Raw genomic sequence first — 17,375 nt, 5'->3', positions numbered from 1 at the left:
CACCTGGGTGTGTTGGGCGGACGGGGCCGCCGGGCACCATTGGGGTTCAGGCGGGTGGGGGACGTCGGTGACGGGAGGAGCCGGGGCGGGCCAGGAGGGTTCCGGGGGGTGGTAGGTGAAGGGGTTGCGGGAGTATGGCTCGAAGAATTCGTGGTGGAGCGCTCTGTCCTCGAAGTCACGGGTCGTGAGATCGGGAATGGACGGGCCCGGTACTATCGGAAATAGCTCCACGAGATTACTGCTGAAGGCCTCGGCCTCGCGCTCTAGGTGAAACAGGGCACGGCTGGTGAGCTCCAGGCTGCCGGCTTCGAAGCAGGCGGAGTGGAGCTGCTCGGAGTCCTGGCCTGGGTGGGTGCCGGTCGGGAGGCTCTGGATCCAGCCGGAGCTGCCGGGGTCCGGGCCGAACCAGCGTTCCGTCGGGTGGAGGACTCCCGAATCGTCGAGCTGGTAGCGCGGATCCGGCCCGGGGGTGTAGTCGAGGTAGCGCAGCAGCCCGGTCAGCTCAATTACGTCACCGGGGACGGTGCAGGCCGCCATCCGCCCGGGATCGACGCCGAGTTGGGCGGGATCCGGGATGCCGAGGCCGGGGTTGGCGTTGATGATGAAGCGGTCGGCGTGGGCGGCCAGATGGTGGTGGGTGAGGGCCTCGCCGAATACGCGGCATCCGTAGCTGTGGGCCTCGATGTCAAGCCGGGCGTCCGGGCGCATATGGAAGCGGAGCCCCTCGACAAATTCCGCCAGCGGCTCGGCGGCGGCGATCGCCCGCCCGGCAGAGGCCGCTGCTAGCGGGCCGTGCGGCGGGTCGTAGCCCTGCCAGTACACGCCTGCGGCTGCGACCGATGGGTCGTGCCTGTGGATCTCATCGATCGTGTCGCGGACTCGCTCCAGCCAGGTCCCGACGTCGTTGACCGTCGTCCCCATGCCGGGCAGGAAGACAATGGTGAGGTCCGCATGCACGAGATCGCCAAGCCCGACGACAACGTGGTGCTTTTGGTCGTCGAACTCGAGCAGCTGCGGCCGAAGTCCCCAGCATGCCGAACCGTCGCGGCTCTCGACGGGACTGTCGAGGACATGTCTGAGTGCCGAGAGCTCGGCGGCCTTGTCAATCCGGGCGCCGGGACCGATCTCTTCGAGCGCTTTCGCAGTCTCGGTGAGGATCTGGTCGGACCGCTGCGCGAGGATGCGACGGTTCGCCTCGTCTCTGACGTCCACAGGGAGGCCGTCCACATGCGCCACCCGCTCGGGCGTCTCCCGCGTGAGACGCTGCTGGGCAGCGGTCGGTAGCGCAGACCAAGTGGCTGCCCTCGCCGGAACACCGAGAGCGTCCCATTCGGGCTGTTCGGGTATCGCTTTCACTGATGTCCTCCCGGATGCGCAGTCAGCCGTCCTTCCAGGCTCTCGGCGCGCAGCCGCAGCAGGCCGAGCGATTTCAGACCATCCTCGATACGCGCAGCCTCCTCGATGTGGCACGCCTGGTCGCTGTCGTGCCGCAGCTGGGCGTCCTTGCACCTCTCCGTCCACGCCTCGTGCATGTCCGTGTGGAGTTGGTCGACGACGCGTTTGGCATCGGCGCGAATTTCGTCGACATGGGTTTCGAGCATGTGCTCCACGGCCTTCAGCGAGTCAGCGACCATCCTCTGCGCGGTCTGTCCGCCTTCGTACCGGCGGATGCTGTTGTCCCGGTTCGCCCGCTCGGCTGCCATCTGCTGGGACAGCACCCAGTGCACTGCGGCCCCGGCCATGATCGCAGGGCCGAAGCCCGTGAAGCGCGCGACCGTAGTCACGAAGGTGAGCACCGGGCCGAACGCCCGGGTGTTGTCCTCAATCCAGCGCCCGATGTCGGTGTCCCTGCTGTCCCGGACCGGGCCGATCTTCGACGTATCCGGCAGCCGTCCCTGAAACCTGGAGTGGTCCAGCGAGTGGTTCTCTGCGCCAAACTCGCTGATCGCTGGGTTACCTATCGCCCGGAGATTGCGGGTCAGTCGCTCGGCCAACTCGGCGTGGACGCCATCGGCCAGCGGCTCCATCTCGGTGACGATCGGCCCCCTTACATCGTCCGCCCCGGTCTCCAGCAGCTTGGCGACCTTCCCGATCAGGCGTGTCCGGGATTCCGAATCCCTGTACTCAGCGAGCCGGTGGGCGATGACCTTGCGTGCCTCGTCGATCCGATTGTCGATCTCCCCCCGCAGCCGTTGCCGCATGGTCTCGAGTTCCTGCTCGCCAGCGAGGAGCGCGGATCCGTCGGGGTCCTCGCCGGGAGCGCGCAGCGAATCGAGGCGGCGGCGGGCGGCCCGTTCGAGCCGGTCAAGGCCGATGAGGACGCGCAGCAGTCCGGAGACGAGGTAAGCCTGGGAGGAGGCCGCCAGCCGGATCGCCCGCCGCAACCTCTCCACCTCATCGCCATAGATGAGGCGGTCGCTCGTCGGGCTCGCGAATTGGCTGTCCACGGCGAAGAACAGCGGCTTGAAAGCGACGGTCTCTCCCCCCTCCGCGGCGAGCACAGCCAGGCGCTGCTCGAGGAGCCTCCTGACAGCATCCGGCCGGGCGTCCGGGGCCGCCGCATGGCTGATTACAAAGATCACGTTGCTGGCGCCGGACATGACCCTGGAGACGAGGTTCATCAGCACGTCGTCCGGGGACTCCGTCGCGGGCACTACAGGGATGACGATCTGAGCGCCGAGCGTGGCGGTGAACGCCGCTTCCGTGTGTGCTTGGAGCACGCTGTGCGCTCCGGTGTTGTCGATCAGGTCCACCCGTGGGCCGTCGCCGCCCGGGGCGAGCAGGTCGGAGTTCAGATAGACGTCGACTCTTGCGACGCCCTCCGCGACGGCCGTGGCGTCACCGAACCGCACGTAGCGGTTGATCTCTGCCAACGTGATGCGTTGCAGCCTTCCACCAGCGAACACGACAACCGCGTAGGGCTCGGCCGGTGTGTAGGTGAGGCGGACTGGGCAGTTGGTCGTAACGGTCACGCCGGTCGGCAGGACCTGCCTACGCGTCAGCGCATTGGCGAGTTGCGATTTTCCCGCCCCGGTGTCACCAACAAGGGCAGCCGCGACTACCGAAGGATCGATGGAGCGGTAGACCCGCAGGTCGGCGGCGACACCGGCGCCCGGGATGGAGGGGGAGTTGAGAGCGTCCGCCAGCGCAGAGGCCTCGTCGATCAGGATGTTCAGGATGTCTGCGGCCTCGGTCATGGGGTCCGTCTCTCGTAGACATGGACGTGCGGAAGCCGGAGAGTCCGGCCGCGGTAGGTGACCCCGACGACCTCGGTGGCGGCGATGGTGCCGTCGAGGTCCGGATCGTCGGTCGGGACGCTCTCGACAAGGAGATGCTCCTGGCCGTCGAACGGCTGCCCGTCCGGAACGATGACGGTGACTGCTGCCTTCTCCAGGTCGCGCCCGAGCCGCCGCCACACGACGGGGTCGGTCTCGCGGATTTGGTCGAGCACCGCGACGCAGGCCTCGATCAGCGCAGCCCGCTCGGTCGGGTCACCAGGTTGGAGCATCTCGACAGGCCGGGTATCGGGTTCCGGCTCCGGGATCGGCGGGGCCTCCCGCTTCTTCCGCGAGATCGGCCAGGAGATTCTCACCACAGGATGTCCTCCACCGGGAGCCAGCCGTGGTGGGAGGTGGTCTCGGTGATGTAGGGATCGGCGTAGTCGGAGCCGAAGGTGTTCGCGACCTCCACGTTTCGAGTGAAGGTCGTCTGCGACTTCCGCAGCAGCAGGTCGCGCGTGTCGAGCAGGAGTTTGCCCAGCGGATGCGCACCAGCCCGACCCTCCAATTCCGAGGGAAGTTGCCCGGCGGACGGGTTGTACTCCTCACCGGACGGCATTATCTCGAGGGCGGCGAGCAGCGCTAGGTCCTGGCAGCGCTGCCCAGGCCCCTTCGGAAGAGGACCGTTGATCATCTTGCTCCAAGAATGCCGTCCGACCTCCTGGTAGTCCCGTCGTTCCCAGTCGCGGGTATTCTGCCGCCAGTCCCGCACCGCGCTCTGCCCGCTGATGACCGAGACGGCGGTATCGAGGAGCCGACCGGACGGAAGCTTCCACCCAACGATGGCGAAGCCTTTCCTCATCTCCAGGAGGCGGGTCCTGACCAGCCGCTTCGTGGCATGGACGACCGCCGACGATCGCGCGGCGGTGACGGTCTCGGCGGGCGACCGCCCGGTGGGCCGCCCGCGAAGGTAATTCAGGAACGCATCCATGTCCGGGTCGTCCGTGCCCGTAGAGGTGACCCGGATCTCTTGCGCGGAGACCTTTACGAGGCCCGTGCGGTAGGCGTCCAGCAGCCAGGCAGCCGCCAGGGCCGGCGAAAGCAGCACATTCATCTCGATGTTGAGTGGCGCGCGGAGCCAGATCCGGTCGCCGATCTGCTGGGTTCCCCGGTTGACAAGCTCGCGGATCCAGTACGGCTCGCAGTAGCGGCTGAAACGCGGGACCTTATCGAGCTCGAGCCGGATCCGGGCTTCGTCCCAGGACTTCTGGTAGCGCCGCTCGGGCCACCCGTTTCCATCGCGCATCTGCGACCAGGTGTGCTTGCCTTCGCTGTTGGCCATCGCGGCCACCAAGCGTATGGCGCGGAGGGCGAAAATCTCCACGAGGGAGAGGTCCTGGAACGGATCGGCGGCGACCGCTCCCCGTGCGGTCACCTGCTTCGGGTCGAAACCTTCGTGGATGATCCGCCTCATTCCCCGACGCTCCAGCTCTGCTCGGAGTGCGGTAGTGCGCGAGGCCCCGCCGCTCAGCACTACCGCCTCAAGGTCCTCGGCTCCGAGGCTGTTCCGGTCGCATACTTCGATGAGCACGCCGGCCGCCCGCGTGAGCACCGGGTCGTCGAAGAGCGGCCGGGGGTTCGCCGCGCGGTCGCTGTCGGACCCGCAGAGGACCGCTGAGTACTCGGAACGGAAGATCTTCACGGGGCTTGGTAGGCGGAGTCCGGGATCGACCCGGCGGAGATTCACCTCCGCCACGCTCATATCCGACAACTCTCGCTTCACCAGTTCCAGCTCACGCTCCAGTTTGCGGGCCACGCCCGGCGGCCGCCCTGTCGTGAGAGCCGACCACAGCGCCGGATCGATGGTGTCGGCCTTCGCCTCCACGAGCGCCCGCAGCCGTTCGCTGCAGTCCGCCCCGCCGATGGGCGCTCCCCACAAATCGAGGATGACCGGAGCCCCGGAGACCGCCGACAACAGCACCACATCGAGTGTCCGGTGACCGAAGTCGAACACTGCGTACCGTGCACCGTCCGCGAACCGGCGGGCAGCCGCCACACCCCGCGCCGCGGCGACACCTTCCGCCATGAGAGCCGGTTCAGGGAAGCCCGGCCAGTCGCCGGCCGCCTCCTGTACCGCCGCCTTCAGCCGGTTTCTGGCGCGCACCAACCACCCCGCCGGATAGGTGATGGTCACCGACGCCAGATCGTCGCCGTACCGGTCCCTTGCCGCGTCGAGCAACGGCTTGACGAGCGCTGCAGTCAGCGCGACGACCGGGACCTCTACGCCGTCGCGCTCGACCGTGTCCGGTTCGCCCCGCAACCGCTGCTTCGGCGACTCCTCGATCCAGGCGCCGTCCATGCCGAGCGCGCTCACCGCACGCCAGCCCGCGACGAGTTCCCAGCCCCCGCCGACAGGAGCTACGCGGACCACGGACCGGATCAGCGGCGATCTAGTCGTCAGCAGATCCCCGGTGCGTGGCTCAGCATAGGAGCCGTCCAGCAAGATCATTTCGATCTCGCCTTCACGGGCGACAGCCCCGCATGTCTCGTGGTGGCCCACGTCGATGCCGATACTGTAGCCGTCGGTCACAAGCATTCGAGGAACTCCCTGACCGCCCGGTGACAGGCGCGGGACGCAGAGTCCGCGCCAGGGCCTGGCACCCGCCAGGAATCAATCAGATCGCCGAGACCAACCCCCGGCCCCGCCACCGCAGCCGCCCGCGCCGTGCAGTCCGCCGCGACGAGCCCAGCCAGCTCCCTCAGACGGTCCGGAGGCAGACACACCAACCCTCCCGACACCGGAGCGCCAGCCTCCACAGATCTAGAGAGGAACGCAGCCAGCTCCAGCTGCCGCACACACGGCGAGGCAAGGAGTTCGGCAGCCCGATTCTCGAGTTCGCCCGCGAGCGGCCCGGCAGTTCGGACCTGCCGCAGCAGGTCCTCCAGAGCCGATCGTGCGCCGGTCGCGGCGTGCCAGCGGACGGCATGGTCAGCCAGCCACGCCGCGATCTGGAGACTCTCCGGGCTGCCGGGGAGCGAGTCGGCAGCCAGCCCAAAGATCGGGAACCGGGCCGCCGCGGGCGCGCGATGGTTGACGGCCTCCGCGACGTTGGCGTGGGCGGCGGTGATGTCAGGGCTGGCGATGACGACCGCGATCCGGAACCACTCTCCGCGCAGCACGGCGCAAGCCGCCCGAGCAAGTTCACCGAGGAGAAGCTCTCGCTTGTAACGCCGATCCATCACGATCAGGGCGGCCTCTGACCGCCGCAGGACGTCACGAACATCCCGATCGGTCCGCCATCGGCCGAGCTGATCCGAGGTCACCGTCACGATATCGATCTCCAGCCGGGGCGAAGCCACCCACTCGCCCCGCAAAGCTGCAGCTAGCGGAGACAGCTCCGTGAGGGCCCTGGTCAGGGCCGCATCGGCGTCCTGCCGACAAACCACCACCGTCACCGTGAGCGGGCGCTCGGTCCAGAACCGCCGCGGATCGTCTAGACGGTCCGCGGCCGCCTCCCAGAGGTCGTCGAGCCACCCGGCAAACGCCGGCCACCACGGCTCCGCGTCAGTCTGGACCGAACGTCGCATTCCAACCCCGCTGCCATAGGAGAGGATCAACTGGACATCATCTCCAACGATAGGGTCCAAAACCTCTGGTGGATAGGGGCTATCTGGGCCCACGAAGGACGCTGGCGTCCAGTTCGATCTTGACCACAAGAAAGATGACCCCAGCTCTGGACGCACCGTCTACCCTGAGGGGTATGCGCTCGACGGACACCAAGGCCGCCCGGCGTGAGGCGTTCTTCGCTGACATCCGCGAAGCACACCGCCGAGCGGGCAGCAAGAGCTACCGGACCCTCGCGGAGCGGACCGGGGTGGCGAGCGGCACGATCGGCAACCTGCTCAATGCCATCGGACAGCCGCGATGGTCCACAGTCGAGCGATTTGTCAAGGAATGCCGAGCCGTCGACGCGGTAGCGCACATCGACATGAAGGCGTGGAAGGCCCACTACGACGAGGCGTTCGGGCAGGAGGCCGGCTTCCCACCGGGCCGGTCGCTCGACGAGAGTGAGCTGAGAGCACTGGCCGCGCGCCTGATCACGGCCCTCGGAGGAACCCGGACCCTCCGGGAGAGACTCATCCACACCCGCGTAGCCGAGTTCCTCGATGAGGCCGCGGCGTGGGACGGCGGCGAGATCGTGCTCAGGCGGGAAAACTCAATTGAGCAGTTGGCCGACTGCTACGCACGATCTGCCGACATCCGGGCGGTGACCGTCCCGGGCCTGGTATCGGTATGGGACACCCAGATGGGCCAGCAACTCGAAGCCGCCTGCGCGAGGCCCGGATGCCACACCTCGCGGATCTTCCGCTACGCGTCGGCTGAGGAAGCGCTGGCGAAGAACGAGGTCATGCGCCGCCAGCACAATCTTGGCATCGAAGTACACGTCTTCATCAACACGGAGATGCCCCGAGTCCGCCCCGGCATCGAGACCCGCAACGCCACGATCGACGACTTCGCAATCATCGACGGCGAAACCATCTCCGAGAGCCTCTACGACACTCTCGGCAATCCGATCGGCGACCGCTGGCACCTTCAGAACCGCCCCGCAGTCAGGCGCTACGCCGCCTACATCGACGAACTCCTCCGCTACGCCCTCCCGTACACCGAGTACGCCACCCGGTGCCGGCCCTGAGCGCGGTCGTCATACCCCATGCCACCCGCGATTGTCAGCAGCGAGCTACAGCGTGCTCGTCTACCCTGACTTCCTTCAGGTTAACGCGAACCCGCCGGTCAGACGACCGGTCTGCCAGCGGTCGCCGGATCGCAGCGGAATCAGTTTAGGACTACATGCCAACGGTCAAGGTGCCTTGACTCCAACCCCCTGCAACTACTCCTCGTAGCCGATGCTTGTCGGTACGCTGGGGAATCGAACCAGACGATCAACGCCCCGACCTGGACATCTTCTATTCGATCTACCGTCGGATCTCATAGATATTACCTATTTACCCAGGTCAGGGCATCGTTACTCATCGTGGTGGGCCGCCAGGGGCTCGAACCCTGAACCCAGAGATTAAAAGTCTCTTGCTCTACCTATTGAGCTAACGGCCCGCAGTCCCTGATCGTACCTGCCGGAGCAGCCTGCCACGATGCCAGGGGCAACGGTTGGCTGACCTGGCGGTCGCCGGACCTGGAGAGAGGCTGATCGGTACATCTCGATGACACTGTGGTACGGGCGAAGTCCGTCGTCTCAGCCACCGCTCAACAATGATTAAATAATAGGTCGACGCTGTATCCGTCCACCAGTTCCGGTCTCGGAGTTCGTCGGGTTTCAGCCCCCTCCCAAAATGATCATAGTGGCGCTACAACCATATCACCGTATCCCTGCGGCACGAGGCCGGCTCCCGCGAATCAATCAGCGTCGTCACCCAGCATCGGCAGGTCGCTCGGCCCGCCCTCCACCGGTTGTCAAGATCTCCGACGGAGGCGGCCCCGCATGGGTGTGAATCATCCGCATCCATCAGATTTTCGGCTGAAATCCATAGGATCCAACGGAGTTCGACAATAACGAGCAGCCCCCATCAACGTAGGTCAACAGGCTCGGCGAGGACGGCGTCCGCCGCGGGGCGGGTGAGGTCACCAGTCGCGACAAGACGGTCAAGGACGTGGCGTTGGCGGGCTCGCGCGGCCTCGGGGTGCCGGTAGGGGTCGTAGGCGCTCGGGGCCTGCACCAATCCGGCCAGCATCGACGCTTGCGCCCAGGTCAGCGCGGCGGACGCATGATCAAAATAACCCCAGGCCGCGTCGGTGACGCCGTAGTAGCCGTGCCCGAAATAGACTGTGTCCAGGTACATCCGCAAAATATCGGTTTTGCTGTACCGGACGTCGAGCTTCACCGCCAGAGCTACCTGCTCGACACGGTCGGTGAAGCCGCGTCGCCCACCCGTATAAAGAATCTTGACAAGCTGCTGCTCGAGGGTCGCGCCCCCCACGTCGCCGTTCATGGCGAGGGAAGCCACGGTGGCACGCACGGCGCCGCTCGGGTCCACGCCGTGGTGGGAGAAGAACCGGGTGTCCTCAGTTGCGAGAAGCGCCCGCACGACCCGATCGGGTAGCGACCCAGCCAGCGGTGCCGCACCGTCGGCCGCGGCGAGCGCCTGTACACGTTGTCGCGCGTCGGCCGTGGATGGGGTCACGGCAAGAAGCAGCCCGAAACCGCCGGCCACGACCAAGAGCATGACCAAGAGCGCAGACAGCACGGCGATAGCGGCCCGGCGGGCACCTCGCCGTCCTCGCCCAGTGTGACGGCGACCCGGCGTGGCGCCAGGGCCTGGGGGAAGGGAGCCGCCCAGATCATTGGGCATCCGGCCAACGGGAAAAATCTTCGCACCGCCCATTATCGCAACCAGTTCGTCACGGTACTCACCCTGCCGTCATGGTCTCCCAATGTTGTTGGACCTCAGCCCAGGCCGAGCATCTCCTGGGTGGGTTGCCCATTGCCACACGACGGACCGTGCCACGCCAGCGGGCCGCGGCCCAGCCAGCCCCGCCCGGCTGTTATCCGTGCTACGCCCCGTCCTGCCGGGATGTCGAGAAAGTCCTCGCCGCACGCGGCCTCGTCATCGGCGCCTTTTCTATTGTGCTTTCCAGCAGCTTTTGGCCGCCGCCCCGAAGACGACCCGAACGCAAGCACCAACCCGTCGGGAGCAGGCACGGAACCGGTCAAACATGTGCCAGTTTTCCAAGATCGCAAATCCGCACCCACCACTCACCGATCATCCCGTGGATGAAAATGATCTCCCCAGTCTGACGAAATCCCACCAGGAAACGGTGGTGTAGCCACATGTGGTGGTTTACAATTCTCACCGGGTGATGGTAGTTCTGACACAAGACCACATCAGCTGCCACGAACCACGAACAGCCCATCCTTGACGAAGACGAACAACAAGGAAGATCCTTTCAGGATACCCTGCCAAGTGACAGCACCCAGCGCCGGCATCACGAGGAGGAACGGCCATGGTAAACCTGTTTCGACCGGTACCAGACTGGTTCTCGTTCGAAAACCAGGGTGGCGGCATCGCCGTCGGAAGCCTGGCGAACGATGGCACGCAGGACATGGTCGTGTTGATGGTCGACAACCCAGTCGGACAGAATCAGGGCCTCTATCGTGTGGGGAAGACGCTCGACGACGCCGGTCGGATCACCGGCGGCTGGACACCGTGGATCACCATCCCGGACTGGTTCTCCTGGGAGAACCAAGGCGGAAATATCGCCTTGGCCGACCTGGATGACAGCGGCCGGCAGGATCTTGTCGTCGCGATGGTCGACAACCCCATCGAGCAAAATCAGGGCCTGTTCCGGATCGGCCGCAATCTCGACGCATCGGGCAACGTCACTGGCGGCTGGACACCGTGGATCACCATCCCAGACTGGTTCTCCTGGGAGAACCAAGGCATCGCGGTCGCGGTGACACCGCCGAACAACCAAGGCAAACGCGACCTGATCGTGCTTACGATCGACAATCCTCCCCAAGGCAACCGCGCGATCTACCGCATCGGCAAAAACATCGATATCAATGGCAATGTCACGGGGTGGTCACCATGGATCGATGTGCCGGGCTGGTTCTCCTGGGAAAACCAGGGCTGCGGTATCGCGGTTGCCGACTTGGACGAGGATGGGAACCAGGATCTGATCATCTTCAGTATCGACAACCCCATCGGACAGAACCAGGCATTCTACCGCATTGGCAAGAATCTTGGTAATGACGGGATCTCGGCCGACGGCTGGGGGCCATGGCTGGGGGTGCCGAACTGGTTCTCCTTCGAAAACCAGGGCGGCGGCATCGCGGTCGCCAAGACGAACAACAAGCACCGCCTCTTTGCGTTTATGGTTGACAACAGTCCGCAGCAGAACGCCGGCCTGTACGAGATCATTGACCTTGATCATGACCCAGAAAGAGAAGGATCATGGGATGTTCTCAACTTCCATTCAGGTGTCCTCGCCGTACACGCCGCATTGCTCCCGAAGGGCAAGGTGCTGTTTTTCGCCGGCTCGGGAAGCAGCGCGACCCGCTTCAACAGCCCGATATTCGGCGACGAGAGCAAGGGAATCTTCACCAGCGTCGTGTGGAGTCCACCGCATAATACCTTCTCTCACCCACCGACGCTGCGCACCGCGAACCACAAACCATTCGACTTCTTCTGTGGTGGCGACGCGTTTCTTCCGGACGGCCGGCTCCTCTCCGCCGGCGGCACAATCGACTACAATCCGTTCCGCGGTCGCAAGGACGCCGCAATCTTCGACTTCACCACCGAGAAATGGTCCGTTGCCGGCAATATGGCGCAGGGGCGCTGGTATCCAACACTGATCGCTCTCGGGGACGGAAAAATCCTCGCGGCGAGCGGCCTGGGTGACAACGGCGGTGATCTGCCGAAGACCTCCCTTGAGATCTACTCCGCAGCGACGGACACTTGGCACATCCGACACTTCGCCGACGGTTTTCCCGGTCTGCCCTTATACGCCCATCTGTTCTTGCTCGCCAGCGGAAAGATCTTTTTCTCCGGTGGCCGGATGGACGACCCGCTGCAGGTGGATCCCTGCATCATAGATCTCACGCACGATCCGGTGACCACCAAGCAGGTCCGGGACCTGCTCGCCCCTGACATGCGCAATCAGTCAGCCAGCGTTATCCTTCCGCCGGCCCAGGACCAACGAATAATGATCATCGGTGGCGGTCCGGTGGGTAAGCCAGATAAGACCGACGCCACCGACGCGGTGTCCATTGTCGACCTGAAGGCGGCCGACCCCATCTACCATGCCGGCGCTCCCATAGGACTTCCCCGTCTGCATCTGAACACCGTCCTGCTGCCCGACCGTACGGTTTTTGTCAGCGGTGGTTCGCTGAAGCAAGAGGATGAGCCGTTAGCCCGGCTGCAGGGCGAGATCTACGACCCGGCTACCAACACCTGGAGCCTGATGGCCGCGGCCACCGTGCAACGTCTCTACCACTCGACGGCGCTGCTGCTACCCGACGGTCGCGTCGTCGCGGCCGGCGGCAACCCCGAAGGCGGGCACCAGATCAGCTGGGAGCCTCCGGATCCGGAGGAGGAAATGCGCGTCGAGGTCTTCAGCCCTCCCTACCTGTTCAAGGGGCCTCGACCGGTCATCGGTACGGCGCAGGAGGAATGGAGTTACGGCCAGACCGTAACGATTACGACAGCACAGGCGAACACGATTCGGTGGGCTTCGCTGATCAAAAATTGTGTCACAACGCATTCATTTGACAGCGGCCAACGCCTCGTTGACCTACAGATCGTTTCTCGAGAAAATGATTCACTTGACGTCACGATTACTTCTAATCCCAACATCGCGCCGCCCGGCTGGTACATGCTGTTCATAGTCGATCAACAAGGAGTCCCCTCGATCGCGACGTGGATCCACCTGACGTGAGCTGTCCGCTCTCGGCTCGCTTCGATCGATGCGGCCCCGCGCCTCCGGCTACCCGGCACGCTGGACGCGGCAGCTGCGGGATAACCCCCTCGATCGAGGAGGGAACATCATCATCGATAAGAACGCCTGGCAATAGGGGCGTGGATCAAGGAACGGGGCTGGGGTGCGTGCATCGCGAGGCGGAGGAGGAGCCACCCTGGTATTGGGTGGTGACCGACGAGCCGGGGTACCCGTGCATCGCGCAGCGATGGATGGGGAGCGATACAGCGAGGTGCGTGCCCGAGCCCCGCGACGCCGCGTCCCCTATTGCCGGGCGCTCTAAGTCAAGGGTCCTCACATAAAACATCACGATGTCCGCAAAGTGACATGCCAGGATGCTTCCATGTTTCCGTGAGGCCGCCGCCGGCAAGGCACTGCTTACCGCGTCAGGGCAGAGGGTGGGGATTGTACCATGAGAATCCGGCTAGCCGACCTGGCCCCACTCCACAGGCAAACGCGCAGGTCGCCGCCCATATCGGGATTCTGGGCCCACCGAACTCGCCTCATTCGGGTTCCGGTGAGCGTCGCCCGAGCCTTGGCCGGAAGGGGCGAAGCGGCATACATACACAGCAACGCGGATTACGATCCGACTTCTGGATAATGTTCGATGTCATGTTTCTGACACATAAAACCTATGTACATGAATTTGGCCTGTAACATAACGTACCGTAAGAGTTACAGGGATATGGCTACAGCTCTGAGCCTTCCGGACCATTTTCCGGTGACTCACCTTCCGCGTCGCACCACCGTCGAGGGTCACGTTCTCGGCGGGGAAAATCGACGATCACGATGGAGGAGGTTATTGTGACGGCGAAAAGGAATCTTGCCCGCTGGGTCTTACTTGCCGTGGCATCATTACTGCTCGCCGGTGCGGCCACCGCTCCGGCGTTTGCGGCCACAGCCAGCCCAGTGGCTCGTACGACCGGGGCGTTGATCCTCACCGTTGCCAAGGGCGAATCACCATACGTTGGCGCCACACCGGTCACGCTGTTCTGTCCGCCGAACAGCGCGACAACCCATCCCAACCCGGGCCCGGCGTGTAAAGCTATCGCGGATGCTGGCGGTGACCTTGGCCGGCTTCAAGGAGATCCGGGGGCAATCTGTCCGTTCATCTATGACCCCGTCACAGCAACCGCCGACGGCTACTGGGCTGGCCGGGCTGTCCACTGGCGGAAGACATTCTCGAACAGCTGTATTCTGCACGGAGCCACCACACCGGTCTTCTGACCAGCTGTTACCAATCAAAATCCAAACAACGCATTCAGAACGCTCTGCCAGCAGAGCGGAGCGACTTCTTTCGCCGGCGGCCCATCGGTATCTTGGCTAATTCTCACCGGCGCGTCCCCGACAGGAATTTTTAAAGATTTTGAGAACAGATAAATGATGAAAAAGTAAAAATTATCCATAATCCCGCATGAAGATCTCAAGCAACAATTCAAAATATAATATAGCGATTTAGAATCTCCCTAGAAGTCCTCGGCAAACCCAGCCAGTCAAGAAATCGATTTCCTGAAACCAAAAGCCAACATTTCCCGGCGTGCCGATCGCCATATCGAAGGGATTGCGCATGAAACGCCATAACCGAGACGACTACTACGTCATCGGCGAAGGAATCTTGACGCTCGACAGTAACGGCGAGCCGATCACCGTTCGCCCATCAGCGATTGCCGAGGTGCGCAAGTTCCGATTCTCCCGGCTGGGACCGGTCGGAGCACCGATTGACGACACCCAGCGACTGATCGTGGAAACGGTGGCGACCGCGATGACCACCGACCCGGCCGGTGGCGACCCCGAGTCCGGCGTGAAAGATCATGGAAGCCCTGACTCGGGTATCCCCTCCGGGTTCACCTATCTCGGCCAGTTCGTCGACCACGATCTGACCAGGGACAACAACACCGACCGACTCGGCCAGGACGTCACCGTTGATGAGCTGGTCCAGGGCCGGTCACCGTCGCTTGATCTCGACTCGCTCTACGGTCGCGGCCCGCAGAAGGACCCGCGGTTCTACGCCGACGACGGAGTCAGCCTCAAGAGCGGGTCGACGACGGGGGTGGGCAAGGGCGCCCCAGGAGCCGATAACCCGTTCGCCCGACTCTCGCATGACGGCTTCGACCTGCCGCGGGTCGGCACGGGCTCAACGCTGGCCGATCAACGGTTGGCGAACATCCCTGACCGACGTAATGATGAGAACCTCGCGGTCGCGCAGACCCACCTTGCCTTCATCAGGTTTCACAATCGCGTCGTGCGTACGCTGGCTGGCAGCACACCAAGCGTGCAGCTTTTTTCCGCCGCCCGAAACACTGTCGTCAGGCACTACCAGTGGATGCTGCGTACCGACTTCCTGCCGCGCGTGGTTGATCCTGCGATCGTCACCGATGTCTTCACAAACGGACGCCGGTTCTTCGAGGTACCGGCAGCCTATGGCGACCTCGGGTGGTACCCACGGTATGGTGGCAAAAACATCCAGCCTGGCGACCTTCCCACCATGCCGATCGAGTTCTCCGTCGCGGCCTACCGACTTGGCCACAGCATGATACGCGGCGCTTACGAATGGAACGCTGTCTTCAACCGGAAACAGGGTATACCGGCCACTCTGCTACTCCTTTTTGCGTTCTCCGGCACCAGCGGAATCCTGGCACCACCACCGTCGGGCTCGGTGAGTGATCTGAACGACCCGAACATCGGTGGCCTGAAATTGCCCAGCAACTGGGTTGCTGACTTCCGCCGGCTATACGACTTCAGCGAGGCCAAGCGCGACGATCTCACTATCGCCCCCGATGACTTCAACATCACCAAACGTATCGACACCCTGTTGGTCAACCCGCTGCAACAGCTGCCCCTCGGCACCTTCGGCGGCCAGGATGCCACGGTCCACGCGGCTGGACGTCAACTAAACCTCGCGTTCCGTAACCTGACACGCGCCGGTATGGTCAGACTGGGCAGCGGCCAGCAACTGGCCAAGTATCTAGAAGTCCCGCCCCTGACCACCGATCAGATCATCGCCGGCAACCAGGGCGCGTCCCTCGACCAGCTCGCGGCCGATCAGAAGGACTCGTTCGCAAAAAACACCCCACTGTGGTTCTACATCCTGCGGGAAGCTGAACTGAACGGCGGCCGCCTCACCGGCGTAGGTGGCCGGATCGTGGCGGAGGTATTCCATCGCGCGATGGAGGGCAGCAATGCCTCAATCGTCCGCGATCCGAGCTGGCGGCCGTCGCTCGGACCGGACAACCACACTTTCCGTATGGTCGACCTGCTGCTCTTCGCGTTCGAAGGCAAGAAAGAACTGCTGGCTCCGCTCGGCTGAGCCCGGTCGGGCACAGTACGTCCCCGTGGGGTGCCAGGACTCGGCCACCGGCGTCTACCTGAAACTTCAGGCCGCTCGTTCACATTCACTGACCAGGCGGCCAAGGCAGGCTGAACGACCGAGCGGACACACCAAGCCAGCTGCTGGCACCCCACACCGTTCCATGCGCCTGACACCCATGAGCAGCAATGACTGGCAATCTTTGGTGACTTCGGCAATAAGACTGTCCGGCTCGCGCCGACCGGACGGCGCCTCGCGAGGCACACACCCCAACCAGGCTCCCTGATCCACGTCCCTCTTGCCGTACGCCCTACGGCGTGTTTCGGAAGTCGTCGTTGGATCAGAGAGCCGCGTCCAGGCGGCCCCTGGTCGCGGCCGGGCCGGACAGCTGACTTTCGAAACACGCCCTAAAAGAGCAAGTCAAGATCATCATCCAATTCTGGCACACCCGAGATGCCCCAGCCCGGTCCGGGAAGCCCCTGCGCATCAAGACCACCGGCCAGTTCCGGCGTCCCACTCCGGCCCGCGACGATGTCATCGCCTAGATCATATGGTCGGGAATTTTGCATAGGCCACACGTCCCGGTACCGGTGCACGGTGGCAAGCAGATCAGTCAAATATTCTTCGTGACACCACTCGGCATCAATATGGGCCGCTTTCTCCCATGCCCAGAGGATCTTGGCTTCGTTACGTTCCCGCCGCAGCCGGTCCGCGTGCCGCTCGAGATTCAGGAGGTTCCGCTGGAAACGGCTGATCTCTTCAGCCCACGCATCGGGTGCTGCCGGATTGTCAACGACTTCCGTAGCCTCCGGAAGCGGCTCATCCGGCAGCAGCCACGTCGCCGGATAGCACAGCGTTGCCTGCGGATCGACATCCACATCGTCGGTGGCGAAGGTATCTCCGGCACTGAGTCCTGAAAAATAGTCGCCCCAGTGCCGGCCCACGGCGTCGGTCAGTTTACGCAGGCGTTCTCGCCGCTGCCGCACCACATCGCGGTACTCCGACCGCTCCCGCATCAACAGCTCTATGGCTTCGTCACGTTCCCGCTGCCACCGAACTGTCCGCTGACACAGGTTGATAAGGTTTCGCTGGAGGCGGTTGAACTCTTCTGCCCAGCCATCGGGTGCCGCCGAATCAGCTGGCACCCGTAGGCCCCGGAAGCGGCTCACCGATGGGACCATCTGTCTGTCCCGGCATACCGACACACTCCCGGTGCCGCCGTCGGCGGCACCGGGAGTGTGTTCGATACCCGCATCCGTCCGAACGCGCGACTTGCCATCGGCATCCGCTACAAGAACTCCGCCCATCCGACACCATCCCAAGGTCGCGTGGACATGACGATTAAGAGAGTGTTTGAGATGGG

11 protein-coding genes and 1 tRNA gene are annotated in these 17,375 nt (G+C 64.1%); 4 read left to right on the top strand and 8 right to left on the bottom strand.

The features are described from left to right. The 5 genes from MJ797_RS21405 to MJ797_RS21385 form a co-directional block, all read right to left on the bottom strand. Positions 1–1,356 (bottom strand): alpha/beta hydrolase (locus MJ797_RS21405; RefSeq protein ID WP_239340079.1); only part of this gene is annotated, 1,356 nt, incomplete at its 3' end. After that, complete coding sequence (locus MJ797_RS21400) at positions 1,353–3,197, bottom strand: dynamin family protein (RefSeq protein ID WP_239340076.1); 1,845 nt, start codon at positions 3,195–3,197, stop codon at positions 1,353–1,355. The genes MJ797_RS21400 and MJ797_RS21405, both read right to left, overlap by 4 nt. Beyond that, the gene (locus tag MJ797_RS21395; protein ID WP_239340065.1) at positions 3,194–3,595 is read right to left on the bottom strand and encodes a hypothetical protein; all 402 of its coding nucleotides are present in this window, start codon (positions 3,593–3,595) and stop codon (positions 3,194–3,196) included. Before MJ797_RS21395 ends, MJ797_RS21400 begins: the two co-directional genes overlap by 4 nt. Then, on the bottom strand, positions 3,589–5,814 hold the full coding sequence (locus MJ797_RS21390) for an Hsp70 family protein (protein ID WP_239340053.1): 2,226 nt from the start codon (positions 5,812–5,814) through the stop codon (positions 3,589–3,591). Before MJ797_RS21390 ends, MJ797_RS21395 begins: the two co-directional genes overlap by 7 nt. After that, a complete protein-coding gene (locus MJ797_RS21385) occupies positions 5,805–6,806 on the bottom strand; it encodes a hypothetical protein (protein WP_239340051.1) in 1,002 nt (333 codons plus the stop codon). Before MJ797_RS21385 ends, MJ797_RS21390 begins: the two co-directional genes overlap by 10 nt. A 173-nt stretch (positions 6,807–6,979) precedes the next feature. On the opposite strand from MJ797_RS21385, the gene MJ797_RS21380 reads away from it, so the two are divergent. After that, positions 6,980–7,912, top strand: a complete 933-nt coding sequence (locus MJ797_RS21380) for a hypothetical protein (RefSeq protein WP_239340049.1) — start codon at positions 6,980–6,982, stop codon at positions 7,910–7,912. A gap of 340 nt (positions 7,913–8,252) precedes the next feature. On the opposite strand, the gene MJ797_RS21375 is transcribed toward MJ797_RS21380, so the two are convergent. Continuing rightward, positions 8,253–8,328: transfer RNA gene (locus MJ797_RS21375), tRNA-Lys, on the bottom strand. A 470-nt stretch (positions 8,329–8,798) separates the two neighbouring features. Continuing rightward, a complete protein-coding gene (locus MJ797_RS21370) occupies positions 8,799–9,455 on the bottom strand; it encodes a biosynthetic peptidoglycan transglycosylase (RefSeq protein WP_239340047.1) in 657 nt (218 codons plus the stop codon). Between the two features lie 778 nt (positions 9,456–10,233). Here MJ797_RS21370 and MJ797_RS21365 point away from each other — a divergent pair. The 3 genes from MJ797_RS21365 (at position 10,234) to MJ797_RS21355 (ending at position 16,012) form a co-directional block, all read left to right on the top strand. Next, positions 10,234–12,666 (top strand): galactose oxidase early set domain-containing protein, encoded by a 2,433-nt coding sequence (locus MJ797_RS21365; protein WP_239340034.1) that lies wholly within the window; start codon positions 10,234–10,236, stop codon positions 12,664–12,666. A gap of 843 nt (positions 12,667–13,509) precedes the next feature. Beyond that, positions 13,510–13,932, top strand: coding sequence for an SSI family serine proteinase inhibitor (locus MJ797_RS21360; RefSeq protein ID WP_239340032.1), 423 nt, complete (start codon positions 13,510–13,512; stop codon positions 13,930–13,932). 340 nt (positions 13,933–14,272) lie between these two features. After that, positions 14,273–16,012 (top strand): heme peroxidase family protein, encoded by a 1,740-nt coding sequence (locus MJ797_RS21355; RefSeq protein ID WP_239340029.1) that lies wholly within the window; start codon positions 14,273–14,275, stop codon positions 16,010–16,012. A gap of 407 nt (positions 16,013–16,419) precedes the next feature. Here MJ797_RS21355 and MJ797_RS21350 read toward each other — a convergent pair whose 3' ends face one another. After that, entirely contained in the window at positions 16,420–17,157 is a 738-nt protein-coding gene (locus MJ797_RS21350; RefSeq protein ID WP_239340026.1) for a hypothetical protein, read from the bottom strand. Positions 17,158–17,375 lie beyond the last annotated feature (218 nt).

The sequence above is a fragment of the Protofrankia sp. CiP3 genome (assembly GCF_917627345.1).
In the GTDB taxonomy this organism is placed as follows: domain Bacteria; phylum Actinomycetota; class Actinomycetes; order Frankiales; family Frankiaceae; genus Protofrankia.
The sequence above is the reverse complement of the archived record's forward strand: the minus strand, read 5'-3'. Positions and strand labels throughout refer to the sequence as shown.

Excerpts from the sequence above, each read along its gene's own strand:
- MJ797_RS21380 (WP_239340049.1), top strand. The coding sequence starts at position 6,980 with ATGCGCTCGACGGACACCAAGGCCGCCCGGCGTGAGGCGTTCTTCGCT.
- MJ797_RS21365 (WP_239340034.1), top strand. The coding sequence starts at position 10,234 with ATGGTAAACCTGTTTCGACCGGTACCAGACTGGTTCTCGTTCGAAAAC.
- MJ797_RS21370 (WP_239340047.1), bottom strand. The coding sequence starts at position 9,455 with ATGCTCTTGGTCGTGGCCGGCGGTTTCGGGCTGCTTCTTGCCGTGACC.
- MJ797_RS21385 (WP_239340051.1), bottom strand. The coding sequence starts at position 6,806 with ATGCGACGTTCGGTCCAGACTGACGCGGAGCCGTGGTGGCCGGCGTTT.
- MJ797_RS21400 (WP_239340076.1), bottom strand. The coding sequence starts at position 3,197 with ATGACCGAGGCCGCAGACATCCTGAACATCCTGATCGACGAGGCCTCT.
- MJ797_RS21390 (WP_239340053.1), bottom strand. The coding sequence starts at position 5,814 with ATGCTTGTGACCGACGGCTACAGTATCGGCATCGACGTGGGCCACCAC.
- MJ797_RS21355 (WP_239340029.1), top strand. The coding sequence starts at position 14,273 with ATGAAACGCCATAACCGAGACGACTACTACGTCATCGGCGAAGGAATC.